Source organism: Nocardia sp. CC227C (assembly GCF_030767025.1).
In the GTDB taxonomy this organism is placed as follows: Bacteria; Actinomycetota; Actinomycetes; order Mycobacteriales; family Mycobacteriaceae; genus Nocardia.
In genome coordinates, this window is sequence record NZ_JASITE010000015.1 from 25859 (window position 1) to 37727 (window position 11869).

Here is an 11869-nt window from a genome sequence, read left to right on the forward strand (position 1 = left end):
CCATCGGACGAGATCTGGAATAACACCCCGATTCGGATCGACACTGGAATCGGACGACCTGGCATACGGCGACCTGCCGCCGGACGACCCACATAGGAGAAGCTCATGACCGACAACTCCGGAACCCCGGGTGGGGAACTCAACCTGCCCGTCATCGCGGCCGTGGACGGTTCGGCGGTGTCGTATCACGCCGCCGCCTGGGCGGCGGTGGACGCCGCCCTGCACGGCTGCCCACTGCACCTGGTCACCTCCGTGTCGGTGCCGACCGCGTTCGGTCCGGGCGCGCAGCTGACCGAATCGGATACCCGCTGGCTGCACGAGGACGGCGAGCGGGTGGTGACCGAGGCCAAGCGCGTCGCGCGCAATGCCGCACCGGGGGAGGCGCTCGAGATCACCACCGAGGTGACCCTGCACCCCGTCATCCCCGATCTCATCGACCGCTCGCAGCGGGCGCGCACCCTGGTGGTGGGCACCCGCGGTCTGGGCGCGTTCCGGCGCGGTCTGCTCGGTTCGGTGAGCACCGCCGTGACCCGGCACGCGCACTGCCCCGTCGCGGTGATCCCCGGCCCCGCCGTGGACCCGATCTCGGCGGAGAAGCCCGTGCTGGTCGGCGTGGACGGGACGCCGGTCGGCGATCCCGCGCTGGCCTTCGCCTTCGAGGAGGCGTCGCGGCGCAAGGTCGGCCTCACCGCCCTGCACGCGTGGAGCGACTACACCGGTCCGTACCTGCCGGCCCCGGGCTGGGACATGGTGCGTGCTCAGGAGGAGGCACTGCTGGCCGAACGCCTGGCCGGATACGGTGAGCGCTATCCGGATGTGCCCGTGCGCCGAATTCTGGTCATGGACCGCCCGGTGCGCGCACTGCTGGAGGAATCGGAGAACGCGCAGCTGGTCGTGGTCGGCAGCCACGGGCGCGGCGGATTCACCGGAATGCTGCTGGGCTCCACCAGTTCCGCGCTGCTGCACAGCGTGGGTTGCCCCGCCGTGGTGGTGCGGTCGCGCTGATCGGCCGCGGGCCACGGTCGCGCCGATGTCTCGGCCGTGCCGGATCATCTCGGCCGTGCCGGATCGCTTCGGCCGTGCCGGATCGCTTCGGCCGTGCCGGATTGCCTCGGCCGTGCCGGATCGTCTCGGCCGTGCCCGATCGTCTCGCGCGCGTCGGATCTTTCCGCCGCGCCGGATCAGAGCGGCACCGACCAGCGCAGCCGCGTACCGCCGCCGTCCTCGCCCGTGCCGATCTCGAAGCCACCACCCGCCTGTTCGGCACGGTGTGCCATATTGCGCAGACCGCTCGGGGTGATGTGCTCGGGTATACCGCGGCCGTCGTCGGTGACGGTGATGGTGAGGTCGTCGTCGACCTCGATGGCGACGGTGAGCATATCGGCCTCGGCGTGGCGCACCACATTGCTGACCGCCTCGCGCACCACGGCCTCGGCGTGGTCGGCGAGCGCGGCGTCCACCACCGACAGCGGTCCGGATATCCGAACCGAGGTGCGGATATCCATATCGGTGGTGTGCTTGGCGACGACCTGTTCGATGCGCTGCCGCAGCCGATGCGCCGGACCCGTGCCGCCGCTGTGCAGATCGAAGATGGAGGTGCGGATCTCCTGGACGACGTCCTGGAGATCGTCGATGACGTCGGCGAGCCGTTTGCGCACCTCCGGCGCGCGGGCGCGGGCCACGGTGCCCTGCAAGCTCAATCCGGCCGCGAACAGGCGCTGGATGACATGGTCGTGCAGATCGCGGGCGATGCGGTCGCGATCGGTGAGCACGTCCAGGGCCCGCATCCGCTGCTGTGCCTCGGCCAGCTGAATGGCCAGTGCGGCCTGATCGGTGAACGCCGCCGCCAGCGACAGCTGTTCCTCCGTGAACGGGGCCGCGCCGCGCGCACGCACCACGACGAGGACGCCGAAGGCCGAATCGTGTGCGCGCAGCGGCAGAATCATCGCCGGACCGCGATTCGCGATCGATTTGCCGAACTCACTGTGCGCCTGCGAGTCCGGGGTGTCGTCGTCGGGAGCCTGGAAACGCTGCGGGGCGCGCTCGACGAACACCCGGCCGATGGTGGTGCCGCCGGTGCGGACATACGGGTCGGCGGGACTGTCACCGCTGCCGGACCAGTGCGCGATCCGCAGTTCGGTGATCTCCTCCGGTGGTGTCTCCGGATCCTCCGACAGGGCGAGGAACCCGCAGTCGGACAGGGTCAGGGCGCGCGCCTGATCGACCACCTGGGGGAGTACTTCGCTGGCGTCGGTGCCCGCCAGGAACTCGGTGGCGATATCGCGGGTCGCCTCGATCCACGCCTGCCGGGTCCGCGCGGATTCGTAGAGGCGGGCATTGTCGATGGCGGTGCCCGCCGCGGCGGCCAGGGCGCGCACGATCACCTCGTCGTCCTCGGTGAACAGCTGCCCGCCCGCCTTCTCGGTCAGGTAGAGGTTGCCGTAGATCTCGTCGCGAATGCGTACCGGTACACCGAGGAAGGTGCGCATGGGCGGGTGGTTGGGCGGGAAGCCGACCGATGACGGATGGTGGGCCAGATTCTCCAGCCGAATGGGTTTGGGCTGGCTGAACAGCATGCCGAGGACACCGCGACCCTCGGGCAGGTCACCGATGAGGGCGCGGGTCTCCTCGTCGATGCCCTCGTAGATGAACTGCTCCAGGTGCTGGTCGTGCCCGCGCACACCGAGCGCGCCGTAGCGCGCGTCGACGAGGCTGATGGCGGTGTGCACGATGGTGCGCAGGGTCTGGTCCAGGTCCAGCCCCGAGGTGACCACGAGCATGGCCTCGACCAGGCCGTCCATCCGGTCGCGGGCATCGAGTATCTGTTCGACGCGGTCCTTGACCTCGGTGAGCAGTTCTCGCAACCGCAGCTGCGACAGGGTCTCGCGAACCGAGTAGGAGCCGCTCTGCGGATCGACGGTCATATATCGGCTGTCCTGTGTCTCGGTTCGACCGCGCGCGGTGACGCGATTTCCAGGGCCACAGTCTAGTACCGGACCGCCGGACAACCGTGTGAAACACGGGTGGGCCAGAGCTGTCGGCCGATTCGACTCAATCGCGCGGGCGCGGGGCACCACCCGGTGCGGGCCGCCGACGATGTCCTCCGCACAGGACACCCGCATCGAGGAGGACGACTACCCGCGACCGGTGTCCATTCGCTGCTGCGTGGACTTCGTCACCGAGCGGTAGGCGCGGCGACCGGGGATCGGCCGCCGTCCTCCTCGGGCGACCGCGGTGCGCGGGGAGGTTGCGCCGGAACGAGATAGGGCGCGACGCTGCCCAGCTTCTCGCGCGTCTCCTCGTGCTCGCGCTCCGGTGTGGACGCCGCGACGATCCCCGCGCCCGCGCGCAACCATGCCCGCCCCGCGCGCTGGTAGACCGCGCGCAGGACGAGGGCGGCGTCGAGCGCGCCGGTGCTGTCGGCGAGCAGCACCGCACCGCTGTAGAGCCCGCGCGGCTCGGGCTCGAGCGCGTCGATGACCGCGCACGCCGCCGCCTTCGGGATACCCGAGGCGGTGATCGCCGGAAAGACCATGGTGAGCGCGTCCCAGGCCGTACGCGAGTGTGCGAGTGAGGTTTCCACCCGCGACCCCAGGTGCTGGACGCTGCCGCGACTCTTGACACTGAGGAACTCGCTCACCCGGGTCGCGCCGGGCCGCCCGACCCCGGCCATCTCCTCGAACGCCAGCTTCACCGAAATGGCGTGTTCGAACACCTCTTTCGGGTCGCTGAGCAGTTCCGTGCGCAGCGCCTCGTCGGACCGGTGCGCGCCGGTGCGGGCCCGGGTGCCCGCGAGCGGTTGGGTGGCCGCGCGGCCGGAGGCATCCGCCTCCAGCACGGTCTCGGGACTGAATCCGGCGGCCTGCCAGCCGCCGAGGTCCAGCAGGAAGGAGCGGGCTGGGGTATTGGCCCGCCGACCCGAGACATAGGTCGCGGGCATATCCAGCGGGAAGGGCACATCGACGGTGCGCGACAGGATCACCTTCTCCAGTTCGCCGCCGCGGATGCGCGCCACGGCCCGCTCGACCCGGTGCAGATAGTCCCGGTCGAGCGCATCGACGGCGATCGGCGTCGTCGGGCCGTCGGGCAGGTCCGCGAGCAGGTCCGTGAGCGCCGGTTCCGGTGACCCGTCATGGGTGTGGACGCGCACCGCGTCCGCGGTCACCTCGATCTCGATACCGGGCACCATCACATGCGCCAGCACCTCGGCGGTGTCGGCCGAATTCGGATGCGCCAGCTCGAAACTGGCCCAGCCGAGCGCCCGCCAGTTCGGGCGCGGACAGCGGCGCAGGGCGGCGTGGGCCCGTGGCCACGGCGAGCCGGTCCAACTCTCGGTGAACTCGCCGCCCACCGTCGAGTACAGCCAGCCGGGGCCGACCGTGACCGCGCCGGTCGGATTGCCGCCGATGAGCCAGCGTCCCGCGCGTTCGTAGACCACATAGTCGTGCAGCAGCCCGGATCCGGCGACGGCCGCCGCGACCGCCACCGGATCGAAGCGGCCCCGGATATGGGTGTGTGCACTGCCGGTGCGCGTCATCAGGCGAACGTCTCTCTGATCCGCTGCGGCGATTCGGTGCGTGACCAGTGCATTACCCGCATCGCCCGATCCCGGCTCATATCGAAGAATTTGATCTCGGGTTTGCCGTGCGGCATGTAGTCGGGCCAGAACCGTTCGGCATTGAGGTGGTCGATGAGTTTGCCCGCGGCGACGCCCGCGTCGAGTTCGCCGCGATCGACCGCCGCGCAGATCGTCCGCGCCGTCACCAGCAGCTCCCGCAGGCCCCGGGCGAGGGCGGAGTCGCCGCCTTCGCGACCGCGGAACAGGCTGTCGTCCCGGCTGATCACGTATTTGCCGAGGGTGTGCTCCAGGCTGGCGGCCGCGTAGAAGCTGTAGGTGTCCCACACTCGGATCATGGTGTTCCACAGCTCGTAGTCGCGGAAGGCCACGTACGAGGCGTAGACGAGATCGTCGTGGGCATCGAACAAACGCTGCTGCACGGCGTCGATGTCGGCGAATCGCGATGTCGACCAGTCGTCCTCGCGTGCCGCGTCGATGATCCGCCGGGCCAGTGCGTTCACGATCTCGAACGAGTTGGCGAGCCCGCGGGAGAACAGGGCGTCGACGGTGCCGGCGGCGGTCGCGGTGAGGCAGTAGCGGTCGCCCACGGTGCGTGACACCGAATTCTGCAAGCGCCCGGTGCTCACCCACGGCCGGACGGTCCGGGCGTCGCGGAACTGGCGCGCCACGGCGGGGAAGCGCCGCAGGAAGTCCTCGAACTCCCGCTCGGGCGCGGCGCGCAGTTCGGGGTCGGTGCGGTCGAGCAGCGTCAGTCCCACGCTGCACAGCGGATTCAGGGACCGCTCGTGGTTGTCGAACGGGATGACCCACAGCCAGCCGCCCTCGAAAACGTGGTGCAGGGTGCCGTTGTGCCACGGATCGGGCTGGCCGTAGCGGAGTTCGGAGACCTCGTCGAACGGGGCGACGCCGACCATATGGGTGAACAGGGTGCGGGAGTGGGTGCGCGCCCGCGTGGGCTGCTCGCGCAGTCCGAAGCGCTCGGCGACCAGGGAGTTGAATCCGCTGGCATCGACCAGGTATTTCGCCCGGAACCGCTGTCCGGTGGTGGATTCCAGGGTGACACCGTCGGCGGTGTCGATCTGGATGTCGGCCACCCGGGTGTTCAGCCGATGGGTGGCCCCGTACCGGACGGCGGCGGTGAACAGGTAGGCGTCGATATCCTGCCGGAACCAGTGGGATTCGTTGCGGAACCAGGTGGGCAGCAGGATCTGATTGGCCAGTTCCGGATCCGGTCGCCGGTCCTGCCGGTGGTAGATGAATCCGAAGTTCCGCTTCTGCCCGCACATGGGGCTGACCCGCTCGGTGGTGTCGCGGAAGTTCGACAGGGGCGCCAGTTCGGGCACGTCGTAGCGTTCGGCCAGCACCTTCATCATGACCGAGGCGTAGGGGATGACCGATTCGCCGAGGACGAAGCGGGGGTGCGTGCCCGCGTCGAGGATCAGTACCTCGAGGCCGTGGCGGGCCAGGATCGCGCCGAGCGTGCTGCCCGCGATCCCCGCGCCCACAATGGCGACGTCGTAGCGTGAATCGTCCTGTGATGACATGGTTTACGACTCCTGTTCCACCAGTGCGGCACCGGTGTCCGATGGGGTGGTGAGTGCCGGGGCCAGACGCCAGCCCTGCGCACGATCGCGGTCTCGCCAGAACCGCGCGTACCGGCCGCCCGCCGCGAGCAGCTCCCGGTGGGTGCCGGACTCGGTGACGGTGCCGCCGTACAGGAACAGCACCTGGTCGGCGCTGGCGAGGGTGGCGGGACGATGCGCGATGACCAGCACGGTGCGATTCCGGGCCAGGGCGAGCAGGCCGTCGCGGATCGCCACCTCGTTCTCCGGGTCGAGCGCGGAGGTCGGCTCGTCGGCGAGCACGATCGGCGCGTCCTTGAGCACCGCGCGGGCGATCGAAACCCGCTGCCGCTCACCGCCGGAGAGGATCGCGCCGCCCTCGCCGACGCGGGTGTCCCAGCCCTGCGGCAGCCGGTCGACGATCTCGTCCACCCGCGCCACCGCCGCCGCGCGGCGCACTTCGTCATCGGTGGCGTCGGGGCGGGCGAGTCGGATGTTGTCGGCGATGGTGCCGTCGAAGAGGTAGACGTCCTGGAACACCAGCGACAACATGGACATCAGGGTTTCGGTGGGGATGTCGCGCACATCGTGCCCGCCGATCCGCACCGTGCCCGCGTCGGTGTCGAAGAAGCGGGCGATGAGCCGGGTGACGGTGGTCTTGCCCGCGCCGGAAGGGCCGGCCAGCGCGGTCAGCTTTCCGGCCGGGATGGTGAACGAGACATCGTCGAGCACGGGTGGATTCGCGCCCGGCCCGCCGTATCCGAAGGTGACGCCGTCGAAGTCGACATCGGTGCGCTGCGGGCGCACCGATGTGGCCGGTTCGGGCAGCGGCGGCGTGTCGAGCACCTCGCGCAGCCGCAGCAGATGGTTGCGGGCCACCTTCAGCGCACCGCCCAGTTCGGCGGCCGCGATCATCGGTTCCACGAAGCGGACCGCGAGCACCAGCATGGCGAGCAGCGTCGGAGTGTCCAGGGTGCCGCCGACGGCCAGATAGGTTCCGTACCACAGGACCACCGTGAACACCGCCTGCACCACGAAGGTGAAGGTGACCAGGCCGGGGACGGCGGCGGTGATCAACCGGCGGCCCGCGTCGCGCTGTGCCGTGAGGGCGTCGTCGAGGGCCGAGAAACCGCGCACGGTCTGTCCGCACGCCCGCAGCACCCGTTGGGACTGCGCGTATTCCACCACGCGGGTGCCCGCGGCGGCGGTGGCGGCGTGCGCTCCGTTCTCGGCACGTTCCACCAGTCGGCCGGCGAGCCGGAACGCCAGCAGGATCAGCGGTGTCATGGCGACGACGGCGAGCGCGATACGCCAGTCGAAGACGAACATGAGCAGCACGACCGTGGCGGGGGTGACGACCGCGGCCACGATCGGCCGGACCAGATTGGCGGTGGCGTTGGCGACCTGGAGCACGTCCTCACTGGCGAGGCTGCCCAATTCGCCGATCCGCCGCGCCTCGAACCAGCCCAGCGGCAGCGTGGCGATATGGTCGCCGAGCCGGTGGTGCACGGTCCGCAGTACCGATCCGCCCAGGTCGTAGCCGGACCGGGCGGCCCGGAGAAACAGCACGCCGTATCCGGCGGCGGCGACCGCGAAGGCAGCCAGCCAGGGCCACGCGTCCGCGGGGTCCGGCCCGAGCAGCGCCCGCAGCACCGGCACCAGCAGGGCGAAGGCGATGCCCTGGGCCACGGCGGTCAGCACCGTGGTGATCAGGGTGGCGCGCAGTGACTTCAGGCTCACCGCGGACGCGCTGTCCGCGCCGCCTTCGGACATGGTCTGCACCAGCAAGCGGATCACGCGTCGGCTCCCTTCCACGTCGCCCACATGGCCGCGTACCGACCGTTTCGTCGCAGCAGTTCGGTATGGGTCCCGCGTTCGGCGATCCGGCCCCGGTCGAGCACGACGATCTGGTCCGCCTCGGTGACGGTGCCCAGCCGGTGCGCCACGACCAGCACGGTGCGCCCGGCGGCCAGCCGGGACAGTCCCTGCTGGATCGCCGTCTCCGATTCGGGGTCGACCGCCGCCGTGGCCTCGTCGAGCACCAGGACGGGCGCGTCGGCCAGCAGCGCGCGGGCGATCGAGACGCGCTGTGCCTCACCGCCGGAGAAGGCGGCGTCCTGGGTGTCGTAGCCGTCGGGCAGGGCGCGGATGCGCTCGTCGACGGCGGCGGCGCTCGCGGCCGCGCCGACCTCGGCCATCGTGGCGGTCGGCCGGGGCAGGGCGATATTGTCGCGCACGCTCATCCGCAGCAGGCGCACCTCCTGGAAGACGAAACCAACGGTGCGATAGAGCGTTTCCTCGGAGAGTTCGCGAATATCGATGCCGTCGAGGGTGATCCGGCCGGTGTCCGGGTCGTGGAAGCGCGGGATCAACGCGGCGAGGGTGCTCTTGCCCGACCCCGACGCACCCACGACCGCGGTCATGGTGCCGGGGCGGAGTTCGAGGTCGATACCGGACAGGGCGGGGGTCTCGCCGTCGTAGCTGAAGCCGACGTTCTCGAATCTGACCACGCGGCCGGTGCCGTCGCGGTGCCCGGTGGCCGGTTCCGGCGGTGTCGCGTTGCCGTAGCTCAGCGTGGGCGTCGCCAGCAGCGCTCGGATATCGGCGGCGGCCCGCATACCCGTCTGCACGGCCTGGCCGCTCTGTGTGAGGGTCTGCACCGGGGCCGACAGCGCCAGCCCGAGCAGTGCGAACGGCAGCAGGTCGACCGCGTCCAGTCGCCCGGTGGTCACCAGTGCCGCGCCGCCCAGCAGGATGACAGCGAGCATGCTCACCGGTGACAGCGCCAGTTGGGCCGCGGCCGATACCGTACTCACCCGCCCCATCCAGGCGGTGAAGAAGTCGCAGAAGTCGTCGGCGGCCTGCCGGTAGCGCCGATGCGCGCGTCCGGTCTGGCCGAATGCCTTGACCACCGCGATGCCCTGGACGAATTCGACCGCGCTCTTGCTGATGGCCGCCATGGCGTCGTTGTACTCGCGCATGCCCGCACCGAATCCGGCCATGGCGCGGCGATACAGCTCGATACCGATGACGAGCGGGATCAGCGTGATCAACGCCATGCGCCAGTCGACCCAGAACAGGTAGACCAGGCAGACGAGCGGGACCACCAGGGCGTTGACGATCTCGAGTCCGGTGTGTGCGACCAGATGGTGCAGGGCGGTCACGTCGTCGCCCACGGCCTTGCGCACATCGCCCGCCCCGCGACCGTCGAACCAGCCCAGCGGCACCCGGCCGAGATGCCGGGCGATCGCACGTCGGATCGAGAGCTGGATGTCATTGTCCGCGTAGTGCGTGAGAGAGGCCGCGAGCAGGGACAGGCCGAGCCGCGCGGCCAGGGCGACGGCGGCCGCGATCACCGGTGGCCAGGGCGATTCCGCGGCCAGCAGCCTGCGCCCCAGTTCCGCGACCGCCACGAAGGGCACCACGCCCGCGACCGCGGCCAGTATCTGGCAGCCGATCGCCACCGGCAGCCGGACCCGGCCGGGCCGTATCAGTTCACGCATCGTCTGTCTCCCACCCGCTGGGCCTCCTGGTCCGTCTCGCCGATTCGACGGTGGGCCGAGTGCGTTGGTTCGGCCCGCCGAACTCTGATACTACTGGTAATGAAAATCATTGCCGTTTAGGCTAGCCTGTGCGCGCACCACTTTCCAGTGAGGAGGGCCGCCGATGTCGTTATCGGCCTCCGATGTAATCGCTGCCGTTGCAACGGTTCTCGATGTACCACCGACCACGCTCGATCCCGACGAGGATCTGCTGCAGCGTGGCCTCGACTCGATCAGCGCCATGGCGTTGGCCGGCCGGTGGCGGCGCGCCGGATCGGGGGTGCGCTTCGTCGACCTGCTCGAACGGCCGCGCCTCTCGGCCTGGGTGGAGATGGTCGGCGAGCGCGGATCCGCCTCGGGTGACGAAGCTCTCGAGCCGTCCGGTGTCGAGGAACCGGACCGGGTGCGCGCGGGCGAGCGTGACGATCGCGCCGCGATCGCGTCGCCCGAGCCCGCGGCGAGCGAACCGTTCGATCTGGCGACCATGCAGCACGCCTACTGGGTCGGTCGGCAGCCCGGACAACGCCTCGGTGGGGTCGCGGCCCACTTCTACAACGAATTCGACGGCCGCACCGTGGATCCGGGTCGCTTGGAGACCGCGGTGACGGCGCTGCTGGCGCGCCACGACATGCTGCGCGCCGGATTCGATGCCGACGGCCGCCAGCGCGTACTGGCGCGCAGTCCGTGGAACGGCCTGCGGGTGAACGACTTCCGATCCGATCCGGCCGGACTGGAGAGGTTGCGCGCGGAGCTGTCACATCGGCAGCTGGATGTCGCGCGCGGCGAGGTATTCGACATTCAGCTCTCGCTGACCCCCGATGGGACGCGCGTGCACGTCAATCTGGATATGCTCGCCGCCGACGCGCAGAGCCTGCGCATCCTGTTCGCCGACCTGGCCGCGCTGTACCGCGACCCGCGGGCACCCCTGCCCGAACTGCGCTACAGCTATCGCCGCTACCTCGCCGAGCACCGCGAACGGGTGCGGAACCGGCCGGAATACCGTGCGGCGCGCGAGTACTGGCGTGGACGGCTGCCCGACCTGCCGGGCGCGCCCAACCTTCCGGCCGCTCTCGCCTCGGCACCGGTAGCTTCGGGACCGGTCGCTACAGGATCGGCAGAGGTGGCACCGGTCGATCCGGAATCCGCTGGTCCGGCAGCGGTTGCTACACCACTGGCGGGTCCGGCACCGGCCGCTACGGTGTCGGCCGCTTCGGCACCGGTCGATCCGGCGTCGGGGGCTTCGATGTCAGCTGGTTCGGCATCGGCGGGGTCGATGTCGGCGGGTTCGGCATCGGCGGGGTCGATGTCGGCGGGTTCGGCATCGGCGGGGTCGATGTCGGCGGGTTCGGTGTCGGCCTCCACGGCAGTGACCGCCGATCATGTGTTGGCGGTGTCGGGTCCGGCCGCTTCGGTTTCGGGCCGGGCGGGTGCTCGGGTGGTTCGCAAGCACCATCGGTTGTCTCCCGATGCGCGCGGGCGGCTCGAACAGGGCGCGCGGCGGCGGGGGCTCACCCCGGCCGTTGCTATTGCGGCCGTATTCGCCGAGGTGGTCGCGGCGTGGAGTGCGCAGCCGTCCTTCCTGCTCAATGTGCCGCTGTTCGACCGTGAGCCACTGCACCCGGATGTCGCCGCGCTGGTAGGCGATTTCACCTCGTCGGTGCTGGTGGCGGTGGACGCGGGGGTGCCGGGCACCTTCGCCGAGCGCGCCTCGGCGCTGCAACGGCGGTTCCGTGCCGACGCCGCCCACGCCGACTATCCCGGCGTCGACGTGCTCCGCGACCTGAGCCGCCACCACGGGGACGCGCAGCTCGCGCCGGTCGTCTACACCAGCGCCCTCGGATTGGGCGAACTGTTCGCGCCACAGGTGCGCGAATGCTTCGGCGAACCGGTCTGGATCATCTCGCAGGGCCCGCAGGTCACCCTGGACGCCCAGGTCACCGAATTCGACGGCGGCCTGCTCGTCAATTGGGACGCCCGCCGCGACGCCTTCGCCCCCGGCGTCCTGGACGCCATGTTCACCGCCTACACCGACCTGCTCGACCTGCTGGTCGCCGACGCCACCGCCTGGGACCGCCCGGTCCCGAGCCTGCTCCCCGCCGAACAGCGCGCCGTCCGCGACGCTGTGAACGCCACCGGCGTCTCCCGCCCCGCGCACGCGCCGGAGCAATGGAGGGAGTCGGTGCGCG

6 protein-coding genes and 2 pseudogenes are annotated in these 11869 nt (G+C 70.4%); 3 read left to right on the top strand and 5 right to left on the bottom strand.

Annotated features, from left to right (window positions below):
* Window positions 1-105: 105 nt before the first annotated feature.
* Window positions 106-1005 carry a universal stress protein gene (locus tag QMO76_RS26975; protein ID WP_306364142.1) on the top strand — a complete coding sequence of 300 codons (900 nt, stop codon included), beginning with the start codon at window positions 106-108 and terminating at the stop codon, window positions 1003-1005.
* 176 nt (window positions 1006-1181) lie between these two features.
* Here QMO76_RS26975 and QMO76_RS26980 read toward each other — a convergent pair whose 3' ends face one another.
* The 5 genes from QMO76_RS26980 to QMO76_RS27000 all read right to left on the bottom strand — a co-directional run bounded on the left by QMO76_RS26980 (window position 1182) and on the right by QMO76_RS27000 (window position 9644).
* A complete protein-coding gene (locus QMO76_RS26980; protein ID WP_306364143.1) occupies window positions 1182-2924 on the bottom strand; it encodes a GAF domain-containing sensor histidine kinase in 1743 nt (580 codons plus the stop codon).
* A 251-nt stretch (window positions 2925-3175) separates the two neighbouring features.
* On the bottom strand, window positions 3176-4537 hold the full coding sequence (locus QMO76_RS26985) for a salicylate synthase (protein ID WP_306364144.1): 1362 nt from the start codon (window positions 4535-4537) through the stop codon (window positions 3176-3178).
* Entirely contained in the window at window positions 4537-6123 is a 1587-nt protein-coding gene (locus QMO76_RS26990) for an NAD(P)/FAD-dependent oxidoreductase (RefSeq protein WP_306364145.1), read from the bottom strand. Before QMO76_RS26990 ends, QMO76_RS26985 begins: the two co-directional genes overlap by 1 nt.
* Window positions 6124-6126: 3 nt before the next feature.
* Window positions 6127-7938: an ABC transporter ATP-binding protein gene (locus QMO76_RS26995; protein WP_306364146.1), complete on the bottom strand. Its 1812-nt coding sequence runs from the start codon at window positions 7936-7938 to the stop codon at window positions 6127-6129.
* A complete protein-coding gene (locus QMO76_RS27000) occupies window positions 7935-9644 on the bottom strand; it encodes an ABC transporter ATP-binding protein (RefSeq protein ID WP_306364147.1) in 1710 nt (569 codons plus the stop codon). The genes QMO76_RS26995 and QMO76_RS27000 overlap by 4 nt, the downstream gene beginning before the upstream one ends.
* A gap of 163 nt (window positions 9645-9807) precedes the next feature.
* Here QMO76_RS27000 and QMO76_RS27005 point away from each other — a divergent pair.
* Together QMO76_RS27005 and QMO76_RS27010 are read left to right on the top strand one after the other, a co-directional pair.
* Window positions 9808-10740, top strand: a pseudogene (locus tag QMO76_RS27005) (condensation domain-containing protein); the annotation flags it as partial.
* A gap of 342 nt (window positions 10741-11082) precedes the next feature.
* A pseudogene (locus QMO76_RS27010) lies at window positions 11083-11811 on the top strand (non-ribosomal peptide synthetase); the annotation flags it as partial.
* Window positions 11812-11869: the final 58 nt, after the last annotated feature.

Bases quoted from the DNA above. Each gene is read 5' to 3' on its own strand.
- QMO76_RS26975 (WP_306364142.1), top strand. From the start codon at position 106: ATGACCGACAACTCCGGAACCCCGGGTGGGGAACTCAACCTGCCCGTC.
- QMO76_RS26980 (WP_306364143.1), bottom strand. From the start codon at position 2,924: ATGACCGTCGATCCGCAGAGCGGCTCCTACTCGGTTCGCGAGACCCTG.
- QMO76_RS26985 (WP_306364144.1), bottom strand. From the start codon at position 4,537: ATGACGCGCACCGGCAGTGCACACACCCATATCCGGGGCCGCTTCGAT.
- QMO76_RS26990 (WP_306364145.1), bottom strand. From the start codon at position 6,123: ATGTCATCACAGGACGATTCACGCTACGACGTCGCCATTGTGGGCGCG.
- QMO76_RS27000 (WP_306364147.1), bottom strand. From the start codon at position 9,644: ATGCGTGAACTGATACGGCCCGGCCGGGTCCGGCTGCCGGTGGCGATC.